This window comes from Huaxiibacter chinensis (assembly GCF_022171985.1).
In the GTDB taxonomy this organism is placed as follows: domain Bacteria; phylum Pseudomonadota; class Gammaproteobacteria; order Enterobacterales; family Enterobacteriaceae; genus Enterobacter; species Enterobacter chinensis_A.
Genome location: NZ_JAJVHF010000008.1, coordinates 134766 through 155651, shown reverse-complemented (window position 1 = coordinate 155651; position 20886 = coordinate 134766). Strand labels below are relative to the sequence as shown.

Sequence of the window (20886 nt, the reverse complement as noted above, 5' to 3'; positions counted from 1 at the left end):
TCACTCTCCTAACAGGCGGAGCATTTCGGCTTCGTCGATAACGTCGATTCCCAGCTCCTGCGCTTTCGCCAGTTTTGAGCCTGCGGCCTCGCCTGCAATCACCAGATCGGTTTTCTTCGACACGCTGCCTGCCACTTTCGCCCCCAGGGCGACCAGCCGCGCCTTAGCATCATCACGAGAAAGCTGGCTCAGGCTACCGGTTAATACCACGGTTTTTCCGGCAAACGGGCTGTCGATCTCTTCCGCATTAACGACAATCGGCGCTGGCCAGTGGATCCCCTCGGCGAGTAGCTGACCAATCACGTCGCGGTTACTCTCTTCGGCAAAGAAATTGAAGACATGCGTAGCGACGACAATACCAACATCCTGCACTTTTTGTAGATCGTCGATAGTCGCACTCTCCAGCGCATCGAGGCTCCCAAAGTGGGCCGCTAATCCCGCCGCCGTTGCCTCGCCGACTTCGCGGATGCCCAGCGCATACAGGAAGCGTGCGAAGGTCGTCTCTTTGGATTTTTCGAGTGCATTCACCACGTTCTGTGCAGACTTTGGTCCCATTCGATCCAGCCCGGTCAGCTTCCCGGCGGTCAGACGGAAGAGATCGGCAGGGGTATGGACATACTCTTTTTCGACAAGCTGGTCGATAATTTTGTCGCCCATCCCGTCAACGTCCAGCGCCCGACGCGACACGAAATGCTTAAGCGCCTCTTTACGCTGCGCGCCGCAGATTAAGCCGCCCGTACAGCGTGTCACCACTTCCCCTTCAACGCGTTCCACATCCGAGCCGCACACGGGACAATGCGTCGGGAAGACGATTGCGCGGGTCTCTTCGGGGCGTTCTGAATCCACTACGTTCACCACCTGCGGGATCACGTCTCCCGCACGGCGAATGACGACCTTATCGCCAATGCGCAAGCCCAGGCGGGCAATCTCATCCGCGTTATGCAGCGTGGCATTACTGACCAGTACACCCGCGACCTGCACAGGCTCCAGGCGGGCAACGGGCGTAATGGCACCGGTACGGCCTACCTGGAACTCGACATCACGGACGAACGTCATCTGCTCCTGGGCCGGGAATTTAAAGGCCACCGCCCAGCGCGGCGCACGGGCAACGAAGCCTAACTGCTCCTGAAGTGCCAGCGAGTTAACCTTAATCACCACGCCGTCGATATCAAATCCGAGCGTGGGCCGATCTTCTTCAACCTTGTGATAAAACGCCAGAACCGCTTCCGGCGAGTCACAAAGCTGCACGCGGTTGCTTACCGGCAAGCCCCATTCTTTAAACTGCAGCAGGCGACCCAGATGGGTGTCAGGCAGCTCACCCCCTTCAAGGATGCCGACGCCATAACAGAAAAAGTTCAGCGGGCGTTTTGCCGTAATGCGCGGATCGAGCTGACGCAAGGAACCGGCCGCCGCATTACGCGGGTTAGCAAACACCTTGCCCCCGGTGCGACGCGCTTCGTCGTTAATTTTTTCAAAGCCGGCCTGCGGTAAAAAGACTTCGCCGCGCACTTCAAGGCGTGCAGGAATGTTATCGCCACGCAGCGTAAGCGGGATGGCGCGGATGGTACGCACGTTGGTGGTGATATCTTCACCGGTGGTGCCATCACCACGCGTGGCGGCGCGGGTCAGAACGCCGTTTTCGTACAAAATGCTCACTGCCAGACCGTCGAGTTTAAGCTCGCAGCACCAGGTCAGGGAATCTGTGCTTTTAAGACGGTCCTGGACGCGCTTGTTGAAGGCCAGAAAGCTCTCTTCATCAAACACGTTATCCAGAGAAAGCATCGGCACTTCGTGACGTACCTGGCTAAAGGACGCCAGCGGAGACGCCCCCACGCGTTGGGTAGGCGAATCTGGGGTAATAAGTTCCGGATGCTGTGATTCAAGCTCGCGCAGTTCACGCATCAGGCGGTCATATTCCGCGTCCGGGACTTCCGGGGCATCCATCACGTGATACAGGTATTCATGATGGCGAAGCGTGGTTCGCAGCTGCGTTAATTGTTGTTCGATAGAGTCCATATCACACCATCAATGAGAAAAACCCCCGACAGGCGGGGGTTGAGGAGGAGTTGAGGTTATCGCCTGAGTTAAGCGTTAGCGTCCTTCACTTCACGGATGCGGTCCTGATACTCACGCATTTTTTGCGGGGTCATCATACGACGCTGATCGTCGAGAACCACACCACCCACTTCGTCAGCGATGTGCTGAGCAGACTGAAGCATCAGCTTAAAGTTTTGCAATTCATCGCCGTAGGACGGAACCTGCATAAAGATAGTGATACCTGGCGTGGTGAAATCACCCGTCATTTCCGGATCAAAGGTGCCCGGGTTAACCATGTTGGCCAGGCTGAACAGCGAAGGTCCGCTTCCGTCCGGGCTTAAGTGACGATGGAAGATATTCATATCGCCAAACTTGAAACCGGCCTGCTGGATGCTGTTAAGCAGCACGTCACCGTTAAGCTGAGAACCATGATGGGCCGCCACGTTCATGATGATGACCGTCTCTTTACGCTGCGGCTTTTCGGCCACAGGCGCAGGGGCCTCTTCGACAAGAGGTTCAGGCTCAAACTGCGGCGCTGGCGCAGGCTGTTCGACCGCTGCCGGGGCCGGCTGAACCGGCGCGTGCTGAGGAGCGGCAGGTTGCTGCATCGGTTGAGGCTGTTGAACCGGCTGCGGCTGGTGTACAGGTTGAGGCTGGTGAACAGGCTGCGGTTGTGCAACGGGCTGCTGCACGGGCTGCGTTGGCTGTCGCACCGGCTCTTCAACAGGAGCAGGCTGCGGCGCAGGCTGGCGCGGCTGAGCGGAAGCATACGGCGGCTGATACTGATGCTGCGAAGGCTGACGAGGCGCTTCATGCTCCCCCTGGCCGGCGCCAGGCGCAGGAGTATTGACGCGATGCACGCGGACTTCACCCACGCCTTCATCGTCGTTTTCTTCAAAGCCGTCATCGCCATCATCATCATGACGACTGGACTTCATACGCTTGAGTGGGCGATCGCGAAACATCGAGGAGCGCTCTTTACGGCTGGTCCAGAAACCATGTACCAGTAAAGCGAATATGGCGATCGCGCCAACAATGATTAATATCAGACGCAAATCCTGCATCATTATATTCTCTGTTGTTCTAACACCTTGCCACCACGGCAAACATTTACTCACTAAGAGTATTTGGCGAACTCGTCAAGTGCAAGTGTGTGCAGAGCATTCGCTGCATAAAGATGGACTAAATCGTGCTTTTTGCTGTTTTTTCGAACATTTCCGAACTGGTCATTCATCCATAACGGGATAATATAGGCGGGCAATTCCACTGGTTGTGTAAAAAGGAGTACAGCCTGTTTATGGTTTCATCAACTTCATCGCCTCTGCGTAGCGGCATCGGGTATTTTATCCAGGGGTGGAAACTGGTCTCCCTGCCGGGGATCCGTCGCTTTGTCATCCTTCCCCTCTTAATTAACATTTTGCTGATGGGCGGTGCGTTCTGGTGGCTTTTTACCAAACTTGAAACCTGGGTCCCGGCCTTAATGAGCTATGTTCCTGATTGGTTACAGTGGCTGAGCTATCTTCTGTGGCCGGTCATGGTGATCTCGGTGCTGCTGGTGTTTGGTTACTTCTTCTCGACGGTTGCCAACTGGATAGCCGCCCCGTTCAATGGGCTGCTGGCAGAACAGCTTGAGGCGAGACTCACCGGCGCCACGCCGCCGGATACCGGGGTCCTGGGCATCATGAAAGATTTGCCGCGGATTATGAAACGCGAGTGGCAAAAATTTGCCTGGTACCTGCCCCGGGCGGTCATCCTGCTGATCCTCTATTTTATTCCTGGTATCGGGCAGACCGTCGCGCCGGTTCTATGGTTCCTCTTTAGCGCGTGGATGCTGGCTATTCAGTATTGCGACTATCCCTTCGACAACCATAAAGTGCCGTTTAAAGAGATGCGCACGGCGCTACGTTCACAAAAAGTCATCAACATGCAGTTTGGGGCGTTAACCAGCCTGTTTACCCTCGTCCCGTTCCTGAATCTGTTCATTATGCCCGTTGCCGTATGCGGTGCGACGGCAATGTGGGTGGATTGCTACCGTGCTAAGCACGCGTTATGGAAGTAATGCAAAAATGTGTAAATTGGGGGTAGCTTATGCTATCCCTTATTCCATACTGATCCCCATTATTTCTCAGTAGCATATAGATATGCGAATTCCTTACTTCCCCATACTTTTCCAACAGGTATGCTGGAACGGTATCCCCATTTCATACAGTTAAGGACAGGCCATGAGTAAGATTTATGAAGACAACTCGCTGACTATCGGTCATACGCCCCTGGTTCGACTGAACCGCATCGGTAATGGACGCATCCTTGCGAAGGTAGAATCTCGTAACCCAAGCTTCAGCGTCAAATGCCGTATCGGTGCCAACATGATTTGGGATGCGGAAAAACGCGGCGTGCTGAAACCGGGTATCGAGTTAGTCGAGCCAACCAGCGGGAACACCGGCATCGCGCTGGCTTACGTGGCGGCCGCACGGGGTTACAAACTGACGCTTACGATGCCTGAAACCATGAGCGTTGAACGCCGCAAACTGCTGAAAGCGCTGGGCGCAAACCTGGTGCTGACCGAAGGTGCGAAAGGCATGAAAGGGGCCATTCAGAAAGCCGAAGAGATCGTTGCCAGCAATCCGGAAAAATTCCTGCTCCTTCAGCAGTTCAGTAACCCGGCCAACCCTGAGATTCACGAAAAAACCACCGGCCCGGAAATCTGGGAAGATACCGACGGCCAGGTCGATGTCTTTATTTCTGGCGTTGGCACCGGCGGAACCTTAACGGGCGTGGCGCGTTATATTAAAGGCACAAAAGGCAAAAAAGAGCTGATTACCGTGGCCGTGGAGCCAACCGACTCGCCGGTTATCGCTCAGGCGCTGGCAGGTGAAGAGCTTAAACCGGGTCCACACAAAATTCAGGGCATCGGCGCCGGTTTCATTCCGGGCAACCTTGACCTTAAGCTGATTGACAAGGTTGTGGCGATCACCAATGAAGAAGCGATCTCCACCGCCCGTCGTCTGATGGAAGAGGAAGGTATTCTTGCCGGTATCTCTTCTGGCGCCGCGGTGGCCGCTGCGTTAAAATTGCAGGAAGACGAAGCCTTTACCAACAAGAATATTGTGGTTATCCTTCCGTCCTCGGGTGAGCGTTACTTGAGCACTGCGTTGTTCGCCGATCTCTTCACTGAGAAAGAGCTGCAACAGTAGGGCCAGCATGTTAAAAACGCGTAAAAAAGCACCTTTTTAGGTGCTTTTTTGTGGCCTGCATCAAACTTTTACCCCCTCTGGCATTGATTCACCCCGTCGGGTCTGGTATTTAACCTGACAATTATTTTGAAGCGCGAAATTAATCATTCTGAGAAATTCCGACTGCTGAATCGATTTTATGATTTGGTTCAAGTCTTGCTTTCACTGCATAATGTTTAATGACGATCGAAACGTCAGCGCTAACTATACAGGCTAAAGTTGAGCCGCCAGGCTAGACTTTAGTTCCACAACACAAAACCTATAAGTTGGGGAAATACAATGTTCCAGCAAGAAGTTACCATTACCGCTCCAAACGGTCTGCATACCCGCCCTGCTGCTCAGTTTGTTAAAGAAGCGAAAGGCTTCACTTCTGAGATCACTGTGACTTCCAACGGCAAAAGCGCTAGCGCAAAAAGCCTGTTTAAACTGCAAACTCTGGGCCTGACTCAGGGTACCGTTGTGACCCTGTCCGCGGAAGGCGAAGACGAGCAGAAAGCAGTTGAGCATCTGGTAAAACTGATGGCTGAGCTCGAGTAAGTAACGGGTTCTTTTTAATATCAGTCACAAGTAAGGTAGGGTTATGATTTCAGGCATTTTAGCATCCCCGGGTATCGCTTTCGGCAAGGCACTTCTGCTGAAAGAAGACGAGATCGTCATCGACCGGAAAAAAATTTCTGCCGATAAGGTCAATCAGGAAGTTGAGCGTTTTCTGAGCGGTCGTGCCAAGGCATCAGCGCAACTGGAAGCGATCAAAACTAAAGCTGGCGAAACTTTCGGTGAAGAAAAAGAAGCCATCTTCGAAGGGCACATCATGCTGCTCGAAGATGAGGAGCTGGAGCAGGAAATCATAGCCCTGATTAAAGATAAAGGCATGACGGCCGATGCGGCTGCGCATGAAGTTATCGAAGGCCAGGCGACTGCCCTGGAAGAGCTGGATGATGAATACCTGAAAGAACGTGCGGCTGACGTACGCGACATCGGTAAGCGCCTGCTGCGCAACATCCTGGGTCTGGCAATCATCGACCTGAGCTCCATTCAGGACGAAGTGATTCTGGTTGCTGCTGACCTCACCCCGTCTGAAACCGCACAGCTGAACCTGAACAAGGTGCTGGGTTTCATCACCGATGCCGGTGGACGTACCTCCCACACCTCAATCATGGCGCGTTCGCTTGAACTGCCTGCCATCGTGGGTACCGGTAGCGTGACCGCTCAGGTGAAAAACGACGATTATCTGATTCTGGATGCCGTAAACAACGTGGTTTACGTCAACCCAACGAACGAAGAGATCGAGCAACTCCGCGCCGTACAGGAGCAGGTTGCCACCGAGAAAGCAGAACTCGCGAAACTGAAAGACCTGCCAGCAATTACGCTGGACGGCCATCAGGTTGAAGTGTGCGCTAACATCGGTACCGTACGTGACGTTGATGGCGCTGAGCGCAACGGCGCGGAAGGCGTAGGTCTGTATCGTACTGAATTCCTGTTCATGGACCGCGACGCGCTGCCTACTGAAGAAGAGCAGTTTGCGGCATACAAAGCTGTCGCTGAAGCCTGTGGCTCTCAGGCAGTGATCGTGCGTACCATGGATATCGGCGGCGACAAAGAGCTGCCGTACATGAACTTCCCGAAAGAAGAGAACCCGTTCCTGGGCTGGCGTGCCGTGCGTATCGCCATGGATCGTAAAGAGATCCTGCGTGACCAGGTTCGCGCCATTCTGCGTGCCTCTGCGTTCGGTAAATTGCGCATCATGTTCCCGATGATCATCTCTGTTGAAGAAGTGCGTGCACTGAAAAAAGAGATCGAAATCTACAAACAGGAACTGCGTGACGAAGGCAAAGCCTTTGACGAGTCAATCGAAGTGGGCGTGATGGTGGAAACACCTGCCGCCGCAACCATTGCGCGTCATCTGGCCAAAGAAGTTGACTTCTTTAGTATCGGAACCAATGATTTAACACAGTACACTCTGGCAGTTGACCGTGGTAATGATATGATCTCGCATCTCTACCAGCCAATGTCACCGTCCGTGCTGACGCTTATTAAGCAAGTTATTGATGCTTCTCATGCGGAAGGTAAATGGACTGGCATGTGTGGTGAGCTTGCAGGCGACGAACGTGCTACACTTCTGTTGCTGGGTATGGGTCTGGACGAGTTCTCTATGAGTGCCATTTCCATCCCGCGCATTAAGAAGATTATCCGTAACACGAACTTCGAAGATGCGAAGGTGTTAGCAGAGCAGGCTCTTGCTCAACCGACAACGGACGAGTTAATGACGCTGGTTAACAAGTTCATTGAAGAAAAAACAATCTGCTAATCCACGAGATGCGGCCCAAATTACTGCTTAGGAGAAGATCATGGGTTTGTTCGATAAACTGAAATCTCTGGTTTCTGATGATAAGAAAGACACCGGAACTATTGAGATTATTGCTCCGCTGTCTGGCGAAATCGTTAATATCGAAGACGTGCCGGATGTAGTATTTGCCGAAAAAATCGTTGGCGATGGTATTGCTATCAAACCAACGGGCAACAAAATGGTTGCTCCAGTTGATGGCACCATCGGTAAAATTTTTGAAACCAACCATGCGTTCTCTATCGAATCTGATAGCGGTATCGAACTGTTTGTTCACTTCGGTATCGACACCGTTGAACTGAAAGGCGAAGGCTTTAAGCGTATCGCTGAAGAAGGTCAGCGCGTGAAAGTTGGCGATCCGGTTATTGAATTCGACCTCGCCCTGCTGGAAGAGAAAGCCAAGTCTACCCTGACGCCGGTTGTTATCTCCAACATGGACGAAATCAAAGAACTGATCAAACTGTCTGGCAGTGTGACCGTGGGTGAAACCCCGGTGATTCGCATCAAGAAGTAATTCTTGCCGCACAGAAAAATGGCGCCTTCGGGTGCCATTGTTATTTATGCCGGCAGGATGAGCTCGTCATAGCCTTTAGATAACGTATACGCCATAATCTCCGTCACCCGGTCTCCCGCACGACGAATCGCCTCTGTCACCTTCTCGCCCTGCACCATTGCGCTGACCAGTTCTGAACAGAACAGATCGCCTGTGCCTTTTAAATCCGTTGCCACGCGCGGATGCGCCGTGATTGTCACCCCATTTTCGCTCACCAGTACCACATGAATCGTGTCTGGCTCTGCCTTGACGGGTGCGCTGGTGATAGCAACCCATTTCAGGGTGTCCGACAACAGACCTTGTGCGGCCTCAACGGCGCTTTCCGGGGTGCGGCAAGGGTGACCGCTCAGGACTTCCAGCTCGAAAACGTTGGGGGTAATCCCCTGCGCCAGCGGCAGTAAATGCTGGCGGTATGCCTCCGGGATTTCGGGATTCACATAGATTCCGCTATCGATATCGCCCATCACCGGATCGACCAGGACCAGTAGCTCAGGATGCTGCGCTTTAATTTTCTTAAGCCATTCGGCCAGCAGCCCGATCTGGCTGGCGCTTCCCATATACCCTGTGGTAACCGCTTTTAGCTCGCGTAAAATATCACGCTCTTCCAGCGCTTTCAGATAGCCGCTGAACCACTCATCCGGGATCACACCGCCGTAGAAGCTGTCGTAATGCGGCGTGTTGCTAAACAGCACCGTCGGCACAGCAGTCACGTTTAAATGATGCTGACGGATATTCGGCACTGCAATACTGTTGCCTACGCTGCCATAGACGACCTGTGACTGCACGGCCACAATATCCGTTTGCTGTGCCCGTGTTTTATCGCGAAATAAGATCATCTCCATGATGTTAGATCCCTGCCCCCTGCGAGTAACTCTCTTCACCAAAAACGCCGGTGGAGAGATAACGATCGCCGCGATCGCAAATAATCGCCACCACCACGGCCCCCGGGTGCGACTGCGCCACGCGAATTGCGCCCGCTACCGCGCCCCCTGAACTGACGCCGCAGAATATGCCTTCGCGTACCGCCAGCTCTCGCATGGTATTTTCTGCCTCGCGCTGATGAATATCCAGCACCTGGTCTACAAGCTGGGCATTAAAGATGCCGGGCATATACTCCGCTGGCCAGCGACGGATCCCGGGGATACTGCTCCCCTCTTCCGGCTGCAGACCCACAATCGTCACCTGTTTTTCCTGCTCGCGCAGAAAACGCGAAACGCCGGTAATGGTGCCCGTAGTGCCCATGCTGGAGACGAAATGGGTGATTTTCCCCTGCGTTTGCTGCCAGATTTCCGGGCCGGTGGTGGTGTAGTGAGCGTAGGGGTTATCGGGATTATTAAACTGATCGAGCAGGGTTCCTTCGCCGCGCTCCGCCATCGCAAGTGCCAAATCGCGCGCGCCTTCCATTCCCTGCTCTTTCGTCACCAGAATCAGCTCAGCACCGTAGGCGCGCATCGCCGCCCTGCGCTCCTGGCTCATGTTGTCAGGCATCAGCAGTTTCATGCGGTAGCCTTTCAGCGCAGCAATCATGGCCAGTGCAATTCCGGTATTACCGCTCGTCGCCTCGATCAATACATCGCCGGGCTTAATCTCACCGCGTTTCTCTGCCTGGACAATCATAGAGAGCGCCGCTCTGTCCTTAACGGATCCGGCCGGATTATTGCCTTCCAGTTTGACCCAGATTTCACTGCCATTGTCTGGCCCCAGACGCTGGAGCTTAACCAGAGGAGTATTGCCGATGGTGTGTTCGAGTGTATTCACGATTGTTACTCAATAAAAAAGCCGGGGGCGCGCAGCGATCCCGGCCTGCATGACACAGTGATAACGGTAGGCCCGATAAGCAGTGCGTCAACGGGCGATAAACAGTCTCAATAAAGTATCAGGCTGACTCCGCCAGAGCAATATTCTCACGCGTCTCAATGCGCTCGGTGCCGTGATAGATGCGGGCGTGCTGTAGCCCGACATACAGACGTTCACCGCGGTACGGCGGGGCATCATCGCGCATCACCACGGTTAAAGGTTCGGTGTACCAGCCCAACGGCTGTACTACCAGGTGGGTGTAGTGCCCCTTCGGACTCGCTTCCAGCACCTGTACCGGCAGCGGTGAATCGAGGCTGGTTCGGCGGCTCACGTCAACTTCCCAGGGGCGCAGGAACAGATCGACCTCTCCCTGATGGGCTGGGGTGTAGCCGAGCGGCCAGCGGTGTGCGCCCACATGGAACTGTCCACCGCGCAGGGTGCCCTTCAGACGATTCACTTCGCCCATAAACTCCAGCACAAAGCGGGTTGCCGGTTCACGCCAGAGCTGCTCGGGTTCATCCACCTGTTCAATATTTCCCTGACTCATCACCACCACGCGATCGGCGACCTCCATTGCCTCTTCCTGATCGTGGGTCACAAACACGCTGGTGAATTTCAGCTCTTCATGCAGCTGACGCAGCCAGCGCCGCAGCTCTTTACGCACCTGGGCATCCAGCGCGCCAAAGGGTTCATCCAGCAGCAGGATTTGCGGCTCAACGGCCAGGGCGCGCGCCAGGGCGACACGCTGCTTTTGTCCACCTGAAAGCTGGGCCGGGAAACGGTCGGCCAGGTGCGCAAGCTGCACCATCTCCAGCAGTCTGGTTACTTTCGCTTTGATCGTCGCTGCATTCGGGCGTTCGCGGCGCGGCAGCACGGTCAGGCCAAACGCGATGTTATCGAACACGTTCATGTGGCGGAACAGCGCGTAGTGCTGGAACACGAAGCCGACTTTGCGGTCGCGGGCGTGCAGGCGGCTGACATCGGTGCCGTGGAAACGGATATGCCCGCTGGTCTGATGCTCAAGCCCGGCGATGATGCGCAGCAGTGTCGTTTTACCGGAACCTGACGGCCCCAGCAGCGCCACCATCTGTCCGGAAGGGATATCCAGTGAGATATCATTCAGCACCTGGGTGCGACCAAAAGACTTCTTAATATTGGCAATCTCAATGCTCATGATTTCCCTCCTGCTGCAGACGTTTTTCCTGATTCTCTAAACGCCACTGCACCATGCTCTTCAAAAACAGGGTCAAAATAGCCATCAGCGTTAATAACGCTGCGGCAGTAAAGGAACCGACGGTGTTGTAGTCCTGTTCCAGTAATTCAATCTGTAACGGCAGCGACAGCGTCTCGCCGCGAATCGAGCCGGAGACGACCGACACCGCGCCAAACTCACCGATCGCACGGGCGTTGGTCAGCACCACGCCGTAGAGCAGCGCCCAGCGAATGTTGGGTAGCGTTACCCGGCGGAACATCTGCCAGCCAGATGCCCCCAGTAAAATCGCCGCTTCGTCCTCATGACTGCCCTGGCTTAACATCACAGGCACCAGTTCGCGCACCACAAACGGACAGGTCACGAAAATGGTCACCAGCACCATGCCGGGCCAGGCGAACATAATTTGCAGGTTGTGCTCGTCCAGCCAGCCGCCCAGCGGACCGTTCGATCCGTAAAACAGCAGATAGACTAAACCTGCCACAACCGGAGAGACGGCAAACGGGATATCCAGCAGCGTCAGCAGCAGCTGGCGGCCTGGAAAGTTAAATCGCGTCACCAGCCAGGCCAGCAAAATGCCGAAGACCAGATTTATCGGTACGGTAATAAGGGCAATCATCACCGTCAGCCAGATGGCGTGCAGCATGTCCGGGTCGGCCAGGTTTTGCAGCGCAGGCATTATTCCTTTGCTGAACGCCTGCACGAAGATGTAGATCATCGGCACAACCAGAATAAAGGCGGAGACCAGCACGCCCGTTCCGATCAGAAACCATTTACCCCAGTTCACGCGGGGCGCGTCATAGCGCTTCAATTGGGTAACTTCCGCCATCAGTGACCTACCACGCGTCGACCAAAGCGACTTTGCAGAGTGTTAATCGAAAACAGCAGCAGCAGCGACGCCGCCAGGATCACCGAGGCGATTGCGCTCGCCGCGGGATAATCAAACTCCTGTAAGCGAACAAAAATCATCAGCGAGGTCACTTCGGTTTTCCACGCGATGTTCCCGGCAATGAAGATCACCGCACCAAACTCACCCAGACTGCGGGTAAAGGAGAGCGCCACGCCAGCAAGCAGCGCCGGGGAAAGCTCCGGCAGCACCACTTTGCGAAAGCTTTGGATACGCGTTGCACCGAGCGTCTCTGCGGCCTCTTCGTATTCCGGCCCAAGCTCTTCCAGCACCGGCTGCACGGTACGCACCACGAAAGGGATGCTGGTAAAAGCCATCGCCACCGCGATACCCAGCCAGGTATAGGTCACCTTGATATCGAACTTCGCCAGCCATTCGCCATAAAAGCCATTCACCGAGAACAGCGAGGCCAGGGTTAAGCCCGCAACCGCTGTCGGCAGGGCAAACGGCAGATCCATTAACGCGTCGAGCAGCGTACGTCCCGGGAAGCGATAGCGCGTTAAGATCCACGCCATCAGCAGCCCAAAGACGCCATTGAAAATAGAGGCAACAAACGCCGAAAGCAGCGTGACCTTATAAGCGGCGACCACCTGTGGATTGGTGATGACTTCCCAGTATTGCGCCCAGCTCATCTGCGCCAGCTGCATCACCAGCGCACTTAACGGCAACAATAAAATCAGGCAGACGAACAGCAGGCTGGTCCCAAGGCTTAACGTAAAGCCCGGCAGCACGCGTCTGGATGAAACGGCAAACATTACTTACGCCCCGCCGCCAGCAATTTGTCTAACTCACCGCCGGTGGTGAAGTGCGTTTTCATCACTTCAGGCCATGAACCAAACTGGTCTTCCACGCGGAACAAGTCGGTCTGCGGGAACTTATCGTTGAGCTTGTTCATCACCTCAGGATTGTTCACGCGATAGTAATAGTTCGTAATAATGGTCTGCGCCTGCGGGCTATAGAGATAGTTCAGATACGCTTTCGCCGCCTTCTCGGTACCGTTCGCTTTCACGTTTTTATCGACCCAGGCGACCGGAAACTCAGCCAGAATATTCGTCTTAGGGATAACGACCTCAAAGCCCTGCGCTTCATACTGTTTGCGGATGTTATTCACTTCCGACTCAAAGCTAATCAACACATCGCCCAGGCCACGTTCTGCAAAGGTCGTGGTCGCCCCGCGACCGCCGGTATCAAACACTTCGACGTTTTTCAGGAACTGGGTCATAAACTGCTCGGTTTTCGCTTTATCGCCCCCGTCCGCTTTATCCGCCGCGCCCCATGCCGCCAGATAGGTATAGCGGGCATTACCCGAGGTTTTCGGGTTAGGGAAAATCAGCTTGACGTCGGAACGCACCAGATCGTTCCAGTCGTGAATATTTTTGGGGTTGCCCTTACGGACCAGGAAACCCATGGTGGAGTAGAACGGTGAGCTGTTATTCGGCAAACGGCTCTGCCAGTCCGCCGGAATCAACTTGCCTTTGTCATGCAGGATTTGCACATCGGTAATCTGGTTGTAGGTCACCACATCCGCTTTCAGGCCCTGCAAAATCGCCAGCGCCTGCTTGGACGACCCGGCATGCGACTGCTTAATGGTGAGCTTGTCGCCGTTATTGTCTTTGGCCCACTGCTGTTCAAACGGGGGATTGAGGGCGGCAAACAGTTCGCGTGAGACGTCATAGGAGCTGTTCAGTAACTCGGTTGCCTGCGCCTGTGCCATCAGCAGTAATCCCGCCAGCGTCAGAGTGCCTTTTTTCAGTACGGTAACGACCATTGCGCGCCCTTATTAATTTGATGACTATCTTATGGTCATAATATTTATAACGCGTACGAAAGGAGTAACGGTTTTATATACCGTTTGGTGATTTAGAAGCAGAAAAGAGAATAAGGGTGCGGCCTGATGGCCTCACCCTGCCCCTCTCGTGGGGGAGAGGGTGGAGAGCCGTTACAGCGCCAGCAGACGCTCAACAGACGGGGCGAAGTAATAACCGCCTGTCACCGGTCTGGTGAAGCGCAGCATGGCGTCGCGTTTGCCGTCGGTGTCACCGAACATGCTCAGCAGCTGCTGCTCAATGTTGTACAGACGTGCACAGTAGGCGCAAAAATAGAGGCCATGCGTACCGCTTGCCGTGCCGTACGGCAGGCTTTGACGAACAATCTTCAGCCCTTTGCCCTCTTCTTTGAGGTCCACGCGGCTGAGATGAGAGGTGACCGGACGCTCGTCGCCATCGATCTCTTCATTGGCCTCTTTGGTCCGTCCAATCATCATCTCCTGATCGGGCACGCTCATGCGGTTCAGCTGCTTGAGGTTATGCTCCCAGCGCTGGACGAAGACATAGCTGCCGCCCGCGTCGACGCCATCTTTGATGACCGCCACCTCGCGACGCGTCTCTTCTCCCGCCGGGTTTTCGGTCCCGTCGACAAAGCCGCTCAGATCCCTCTCTTCCACCCAGCGGAAACCGTGAACTTCTTCCTGCACGTCGATGCTGTCGCCAAAGGCCTCCATCGCCGCCTGCGCAACGGAAAAGTTCAGGTCATGACGCAGGGAAAGAATATGGATCAGCAGGTCGTACTGGGTCGCTGGCGCCAGGCCTTTGCCATAGGGGATGAAATCTTTCAGCTCTTCAGCCCCTTCGCCGCCGCTCAGCTGGCGCCAGACCGTATTGCCAAACCCGACAACCGCTCCGAGATGCGCCTCCGGGAATTTAGCCTGAAAGGTGGCCAGTTTATCGATAAATACTTTGCTGCCCGCACGCAGGGCATCCGCATCCCCTTTCACATTGGCTTCAATCCAAATCGCCGCGCGGCAATGTTCTGGCAAAATGCCACTCTGAACCTGAGACATCGCTCCTCCTGAAAAAAAGATGCCACGAAGTCGTGGCATTGATGGCGGCATTATACCTGGATTTTCAGCGAGGCGGTTTGTTCAGGCGCAAATTACTGCTTCCAGATAATTTTGCTCACCGTCCAGTTTTTCAGCGTATCGTCCGACGGCATTAAGCCTTCCGGGCCGCTCCACTCACCTGTAAAGAGGTAGCTAATGTGCTGGCTGCCTTCTGCCTTACACGCCACGGCGACGTTGTCATCGGACGGCGCACTGGTACAGTTGCCGTAGGCCTTTTGATAAAGCTCGCTAAACGGCGTGCCGACTTTAACGCCGCTGGCCGTCGGGATCGCTTTATCCATGACCGAAATATGATTCACGGTGCCTTTATCGCCATTGATCACCAGCGCCAGTTGGTCATCTTTCAGCGCTTCAAAATAGCGCACGATAGTACCATTTTCCGTTTTCATCCCGCTACGCAGCCGATAATCACTGCCTAACGCCGACTCAATCGCCTCTTGATTAAGGGCAGTCGAGGCCGTGATCTGACCCACACCCTGCTCGGTGACCTCAAGTGACGATCCAAACCAGTTCCAGGGATAAGCTGCCGACCAGTTAATTGACGAAACAGACGACAACGTTGAACAGCCGGTTAATACCAGCGGCAGAGCGCATAAAAGCAGACGCAGCGATTTCATTGAAAGTCCTTTCTTGTTAATTCAACGCTTGTTGGAGTGCAGCATCGTAAAAAAGTGCCGTTATTCTTTCTCATAGGCAAATGCCGCACGCAGGCGCGGGTTGGTCAACAGCCAGGTCAGGGCCATAACATCAGCAATCACCAGCGCAATCCCGACGCCGCTCAACGGCTCACCGTTCAGCCAGAGAAGCGGCTGCCAGCACAATAAAACGCCCTGAGCCAGAACCAGCAGCCAGCGAAAGCTTCGCCACAGGCGCGGGACATGCTGGCGACGTCCGCTCAGCAAAAAAGCGAGCGCGGCGGGGAGACCGGGTAATAACCCGAGCCAGAAGCTATCGTGATCGGGATAGAATAAATTGAGCAGGGTGATACCCTGGTCGCGGGACGCCCCTGCGGCCACAAACAGCACCCAGGTGCGGGCCTGAAGCAGCAGCACGCACCAGAATAAAAAGGGTAATCTGACGCGCCCGTGATCGTCATAATCACCGGGATGGAACTCAATACTCTTCATCTTCTATCAGGCGCTTACCGAGGTTCATGACATCCGCATGTTCATATCCCAGGCGTTCATACATGCCCAGTACGACGTCGTTATCTTCCCGAACCATGATCTGAATTTTTGGGCAGCCGCGGGCAATAAGTTTCTTTTCCAGACGATTCAGCAGCGCATTGGCAATACCGCGACCACGGTATTCAGGGTGTACGCCCAGATAATAGGCTGACCCGCGATGTCCGTCGTAGCCGCCCATCACCGTGCCCACCACTTCACCGTTCACTTCTGCCACCAGAAAAAGACTGACGTCGTGATTCACCTTACGCTCAATGTCCATTTCCGGATCGTTCCACGGACGCAGCAGATCGCAGCGCTCCCAAAGGGTGATCACCTCTTCGAAATCTTCCTGACGAAAAACGCGTATCTCCATGGTCTTAACCGCCTTTTTGGATTGAAAACAGTGATTATGGCGTCAAAGAGGCGTTAAGCCAATAAGCGGGGAAAATCTCGCCTGAATTTGGCATAATGGCACTTTGTCACGTATTGAAATGAAAAGTAAAACAATTCTCATCAAGGACTGTCGTAACGGGAAACGCGATACGATATAACACCCGGACCCATTTTTTTGACAATTCAGGCCGCATGAGCACATTCAAACCCTTAAAAACACTCACATCGCGTCGTCAGGTTCTCAAAGCGGGGCTGGCGGCCTTAACGTTAACAGGCATCGCTCAGGCGCAGGCTAAAGAAGAGAGCACGCTTAAAACCAGCAATGGCCACAGCAAACCAAAGACCAAAAAAGCGGGTGCGAAACGCCTCGTCATGCTCGATCCCGGTCACGGCGGGATTGATACGGGCGCAATTGGTCATAACGGCTCTAAAGAAAAACACGTGGTGCTGGCGATTGCAAAAAATGTGCGGGCGATTTTACGCAGCAACGGTATTGACGCACGCCTGACCCGCACTGGCGATACCTTTATCCCGCTGTACGATCGCGTGGAGATCGCCCACAAGCACGGCGCGGATCTCTTCATGTCCATTCATGCTGACGGCTTCACCAATCCCAGCGCGGCAGGCGCGTCGGTCTTTGCGTTATCCAACCGGGGCGCGAGTAGCGCCATGGCGAAATACCTCTCCGATCGTGAAAACCGGGCGGATGAAGTGGCGGGTAAAAAAGCCACCGATAAAGATCATCTTCTTCAGCAGGTGTTGTTCGATCTGGTGCAGACGGACACCATTAAAAACAGCCTGACGCTCGGCTCGCATATTCTCAAGCGAATTAAACCCGTGCATCGCCTGCACAGCAGAAGCACCGAGCAGGCCGCCTTTGTGGTGTTAAAATCGCCTTCCATTCCGTCAGTGCTGGTTGAGACGTCGTTTATCACCAACCCGGAAGAAGAGCGCCTGCTGGGAACCACCGCCTTTCGCCAGAAGATCGCCAACGCGATCGCGTCCGGCATCATCAGTTACTTTAACTGGTTTGATAATCAAAAAGCTCATTCGACGAGACGTAAATGAAACCCAACGCTGAGCGTGTAAAAGCGTTTCTGCTTCAGCTGCAGGACGCTATTTGTCAGAAACTGACGGCCATTGATGGTGGCGACTTTAACGAAGATAACTGGCAGCGTGAAGCCGGCGGCGGCGGACGCAGTCGCGTCCTGCGTAATGGCGGTATCTTTGAACAGGCGGGGGTGAATTTTTCCCATGTTCAGGGCGACGCTATGCCGGCATCCGCGACGGCGCACCGTCCTGAACTGGCCGGACGCAGCTTTGAAGCGATGGGCGTTTCGCTTGTCGTGCATCCCCACAACCCGTTTGTCCCCACCAGCCACGCGAACGTGCGCTTTTTCATCGCTGAAAAACCCGGCGCTGACCCGGTCTGGTGGTTTGGCGGTGGTTTTGACCTAACGCCCTACTACGGGTTTGAAGAGGATGCCGTTCACTGGCACACCACCGCGCGCGACCTCTGCTTGCCGTTTGGCGAAGACATATATCCAAAATATAAAAAGTGGTGCGATGACTACTTCTGTCTTAAGCATCGTGACGAGCAGCGCGGCATTGGCGGGCTCTTCTTTGACGATCTCAATACGCCTGATTTTGATACCGCGTTCAGCTTTATGCAGGCCGTCGGCGAAGGCTATACCGAGGCGTATCTGCCGATTGTTGAGCGACGCAAACATACCGACTACGGCGTACGTGAACGCGAGTTCCAGCTCTATCGCCGCGGACGCTATGTGGAGTTCAACCTGGTCTGGGATCGCGGCACGCTGTTTGGTTTGCAAACCGGCGGGCGTACGGAGTCGATTCTGATGTCGATGCCGCCCCTGGTGCGCTGGGAGTATAACTACGTGCCAAAAGAAGGCAGCCCGGAGGCTGCCTTGAAGGAATTTATCCAGGTTCGGGACTGGGTGTAGCCCTTATCCCTTACCCCGCCCCTCTCCTACAGAGAGAGGGAGTCGACATCCCCCTTCTCTGTGTGAGAGGGGGGTAAAACTACAGCGGCTGCGTCTGCGCTTCTACCACTGCCAGCGCCACCATGTTGACGATACGACGCACGGAGGCAATCGGCGTCAATACATGCACCGGTTTCGCCACGCCCATCAGCACCGGCCCCACGGTCACCCCTTCAGAGCTTGAGACACGCAGCAGGTTGTAGCTGATACGCGCCGCCTCGACGTTTGGCATAATCAGCACGTTGGCAGACCCTTTCAGCGGGCTGTCCGGCATACGTTCGTTACGAATGCTTTCCACCAGCGCCGCATCGCCGTGCATCTCGCCATCTATCATCAGCTCCGGCGCACGTTGACGCACCAGCTCCAGCGTTTCACGCATTTTGTAGGCTGCCGGTGATTTGGACGAACCGAAATTAGAGTGCGACAGCAGCGCCACTTTTGGCTCAATGCCGAAACGGCGTACGGTTTCCGCCGCCATCACGGTGATCTCCGCTAACTGCTCTGGCGTCGGATCGTCATTCACATAGGTATCGGCGATAAAGGTGTTACCGCTTGGCAGCAACAGGGCGTTCATTGCGCCCGCCGCATGGACCCCTTCACGATAGCCAAAGATCTCCTGCACCACGCTGAAATGCTCGTGGTAGTCGCCAATGGTGCCGCAGATCAGCGCGTCGGCTTCGCCACGATGAACCATGATCGCCCCAATCACGGTGGTATTGCTAATAACCGCTCGCTGCGCCTGTTCCTGAGTGATCCCGCGACGTTTCATGATCGCGTAGTATTCGTTCCAGTACTCTTTGAAACGCGGATCCGATTCATTGTTGACGATCTCAAAGTCCACGCCCGGTTTGATCTGTAAACCGAGTTTCTGAATACGCATCTCAATCACGCTCGGACGACCAATCAGAATAGGCTTCGCCAGACCCAGGCTAATCAACTCCTGCGTCGCGTGCAGCACTCTCGCCTCTTCCCCTTCCGCCAGCACCACGCGTTTTGCATCCGCGCGGGCCTGAGAGAAGATCGGCTTCATAAACAGGTTAGTTTTATAGACGAATTCGGTGAGCTTATCGATATACGCATCGAAATCTTCAATCGGACGCGTCGCCACGCCGGAGTCCATCGCCGCTTTCGCCACGGCAGGGGCGATCTTCACGATCAGACGCGGGTCGAAGGGTTTAGGAATAATGTAATCCGGGCCGAAGCTCAAATCCTGATCGCCGTATGCGGAGGCCACCACTTCACTCTGTTCGGCATGGGCCAGCTCGGCGATGGCGTGCACGGCGGCAAGCTTCATCTCTTCGTTGATTGCCGTCGCGCCAACGTCCAGCGCCCCGCGGAAGATGAACGGGAAGCAGAGTACGTTATTCACCTGGTTCGGATAGTCTGAACGTCCGGTACAGATAATCGCATCTTCGCGCACCGCTTTTGCCAGCGGCGGCAGAATTTCCGGCTCCGGGTTAGCCAGGGCCAGAATCATCGGCGCACGCGCCATTTTCTGCACCATCTCAGGGGTGAGCACTTTCGGGCCGGAGCAGCCAAGGAAGATATCCGCTCCCTCAATGACATCATCCAGCGTGCGTTTGCCGTCGTCATCCACCGCGTACGCCGCTTTGGTTTCCGCCATATTCGGTTCACGATCCTTGTAGATCACGCCCTTCGAGTCACAGACCACGATGTTGTGTTTCTGCATCCCCAGCGCCACCAGCAGGTTCATACAGGCGATGGCGGCAGCACCCGCGCCGGACACGACCATGCGTACGTCGGAGAGATTTTTCTCCACCACGCGCAGGCCGTTCAGAATGGCGGCGGTACTGATAATCGCCGTGCCGTGCTGATCGTCATGGAACACGGGAATGTTCATACGCTCGCGCAGCTTCTGCTCGATATAAAAACATTCCGGCGCTTTAATGTCTTCCAGGTTGATGCCGCCAAAGGTTGGCTCCAGCGCAGCCACCACGTTGATAAATTTGTCCGGATCGAGCTCATCCACTTCGATATCAAACACGTCGATACCGGCAAACTTCTTAAACAGAACGCCCTTCCCTTCCATGACGGGTTTACCCGCCAGCGCACCAATGTTGCCCAGACCCAGTACTGCCGTGCCGTTCGACACAACGGCCACCAGGTTACCGCGCGCGGTGTATTTATAGGCGGCTAGCGGATCTTTTTCGATTTCCAGACACGGGGCGGCAACGCCTGGCGAGTAAGCCAACGCCAGATCGCGCTGCGTCGCCAGCGGCTTGGTAGGGGAAACCTGGATTTTGCCCGGTACAGGGAATTGATGAAAATCGAGGGCACTCTGTTTTAACTGATCATCCATCTTATTGTTCCTTTCACGTATCGA

Annotated in this window: 20 protein-coding genes; 7 read left to right on the top strand and 13 right to left on the bottom strand. The window is 54.8% G+C overall.

Annotation, left to right across the window (positions count from 1 at the left end):
* Positions 1-2016: an NAD-dependent DNA ligase LigA gene (gene ligA / locus LZP96_RS17595; protein WP_258926198.1), complete on the bottom strand. Its 2016-nt coding sequence runs from the start codon at positions 2014-2016 to the stop codon at positions 1-3.
* A gap of 68 nt (positions 2017-2084) precedes the next feature.
* Positions 2085-3104: a cell division protein ZipA gene (gene zipA / locus LZP96_RS17590; protein WP_258926197.1), complete on the bottom strand. Its 1020-nt coding sequence runs from the start codon at positions 3102-3104 to the stop codon at positions 2085-2087.
* A 230-nt stretch (positions 3105-3334) separates the two neighbouring features.
* On the opposite strand from zipA, the gene cysZ reads away from it, so the two are divergent.
* The 5 genes from cysZ to crr all read left to right on the top strand — a co-directional run bounded on the left by cysZ (position 3335) and on the right by crr (position 8128).
* Positions 3335-4096, top strand: a complete 762-nt coding sequence (cysZ, locus tag LZP96_RS17585; RefSeq protein ID WP_064326917.1) for a sulfate transporter CysZ — start codon at positions 3335-3337, stop codon at positions 4094-4096.
* A 163-nt stretch (positions 4097-4259) separates the two neighbouring features.
* Positions 4260-5231, top strand: a complete 972-nt coding sequence (cysK, locus tag LZP96_RS17580; RefSeq protein ID WP_064326918.1) for a cysteine synthase A — start codon at positions 4260-4262, stop codon at positions 5229-5231.
* Between the two features lie 318 nt (positions 5232-5549).
* On the top strand, positions 5550-5807 hold the full coding sequence (gene ptsH, locus LZP96_RS17575) for a phosphocarrier protein Hpr (protein ID WP_002913505.1): 258 nt from the start codon (positions 5550-5552) through the stop codon (positions 5805-5807).
* Between the two features lie 43 nt (positions 5808-5850).
* Entirely contained in the window at positions 5851-7578 is a 1728-nt protein-coding gene (gene ptsI / locus LZP96_RS17570; RefSeq protein ID WP_064326919.1) for a phosphoenolpyruvate-protein phosphotransferase PtsI, read from the top strand.
* 40 nt (positions 7579-7618) lie between these two features.
* On the top strand, positions 7619-8128 hold the full coding sequence (crr, locus tag LZP96_RS17565) for a PTS glucose transporter subunit IIA (protein ID WP_049841435.1): 510 nt from the start codon (positions 7619-7621) through the stop codon (positions 8126-8128).
* Between the two features lie 44 nt (positions 8129-8172).
* Here crr and pdxK read toward each other — a convergent pair whose 3' ends face one another.
* The 10 genes from pdxK to LZP96_RS17515 all read right to left on the bottom strand — a co-directional run bounded on the left by pdxK (position 8173) and on the right by LZP96_RS17515 (position 16519).
* A complete protein-coding gene (gene pdxK, locus LZP96_RS17560; RefSeq protein WP_258926196.1) occupies positions 8173-9009 on the bottom strand; it encodes a pyridoxine/pyridoxal/pyridoxamine kinase in 837 nt (278 codons plus the stop codon).
* Positions 9010-9013: 4 nt separating this feature from the next.
* Positions 9014-9925: a cysteine synthase CysM gene (cysM, locus tag LZP96_RS17555; protein ID WP_258926195.1), complete on the bottom strand. Its 912-nt coding sequence runs from the start codon at positions 9923-9925 to the stop codon at positions 9014-9016.
* A gap of 118 nt (positions 9926-10043) precedes the next feature.
* On the bottom strand, positions 10044-11138 hold the full coding sequence (gene cysA / locus LZP96_RS17550; RefSeq protein WP_258926194.1) for a sulfate/thiosulfate ABC transporter ATP-binding protein CysA: 1095 nt from the start codon (positions 11136-11138) through the stop codon (positions 10044-10046).
* Positions 11128-12003, bottom strand: coding sequence for a sulfate/thiosulfate ABC transporter permease CysW (gene cysW, locus LZP96_RS17545; RefSeq protein ID WP_064326923.1), 876 nt, complete (start codon positions 12001-12003; stop codon positions 11128-11130). The genes cysA and cysW overlap by 11 nt, the downstream gene beginning before the upstream one ends.
* A complete protein-coding gene (cysT, locus tag LZP96_RS17540; RefSeq protein ID WP_064326924.1) occupies positions 12003-12836 on the bottom strand; it encodes a sulfate/thiosulfate ABC transporter permease CysT in 834 nt (277 codons plus the stop codon). The genes cysW and cysT overlap by 1 nt, the downstream gene beginning before the upstream one ends.
* The gene (locus tag LZP96_RS17535; protein ID WP_064326925.1) at positions 12836-13849 is read right to left on the bottom strand and encodes a sulfate ABC transporter substrate-binding protein; all 1014 of its coding nucleotides are present in this window, start codon (positions 13847-13849) and stop codon (positions 12836-12838) included. The genes cysT and LZP96_RS17535 overlap by 1 nt, the downstream gene beginning before the upstream one ends.
* Before the next feature lie 171 nt (positions 13850-14020).
* Entirely contained in the window at positions 14021-14920 is a 900-nt protein-coding gene (locus LZP96_RS17530; protein ID WP_258926193.1) for a Dyp-type peroxidase, read from the bottom strand.
* A gap of 92 nt (positions 14921-15012) precedes the next feature.
* Positions 15013-15597, bottom strand: coding sequence for an RpoE-regulated lipoprotein (locus LZP96_RS17525; protein WP_064326927.1), 585 nt, complete (start codon positions 15595-15597; stop codon positions 15013-15015).
* Positions 15598-15657: 60 nt separating this feature from the next.
* A complete protein-coding gene (locus LZP96_RS17520; RefSeq protein WP_258926192.1) occupies positions 15658-16107 on the bottom strand; it encodes a DUF2919 domain-containing protein in 450 nt (149 codons plus the stop codon).
* Positions 16094-16519 carry a GNAT family acetyltransferase gene (locus tag LZP96_RS17515; RefSeq protein ID WP_064326929.1) on the bottom strand — a complete coding sequence of 142 codons (426 nt, stop codon included), beginning with the start codon at positions 16517-16519 and terminating at the stop codon, positions 16094-16096. The genes LZP96_RS17520 and LZP96_RS17515 overlap by 14 nt, the downstream gene beginning before the upstream one ends.
* Positions 16520-16731: 212 nt before the next feature.
* Here LZP96_RS17515 and amiA point away from each other — a divergent pair, with 212 nt between their 5' ends.
* Both amiA and hemF read left to right on the top strand, forming a co-directional pair.
* Positions 16732-17607, top strand: coding sequence for an N-acetylmuramoyl-L-alanine amidase AmiA (gene amiA, locus LZP96_RS17510; RefSeq protein ID WP_258926191.1), 876 nt, complete (start codon positions 16732-16734; stop codon positions 17605-17607).
* Positions 17604-18503 (top strand): oxygen-dependent coproporphyrinogen oxidase, encoded by a 900-nt coding sequence (hemF, locus tag LZP96_RS17505; RefSeq protein WP_064326931.1) that lies wholly within the window; start codon positions 17604-17606, stop codon positions 18501-18503. Before amiA ends, hemF begins: the two co-directional genes overlap by 4 nt.
* 79 nt (positions 18504-18582) lie before the next feature.
* Here hemF and maeB read toward each other — a convergent pair whose 3' ends face one another.
* Positions 18583-20862 carry an NADP-dependent oxaloacetate-decarboxylating malate dehydrogenase gene (maeB, locus tag LZP96_RS17500; protein ID WP_064326932.1) on the bottom strand — a complete coding sequence of 760 codons (2280 nt, stop codon included), beginning with the start codon at positions 20860-20862 and terminating at the stop codon, positions 18583-18585.
* Positions 20863-20886: the final 24 nt, after the last annotated feature.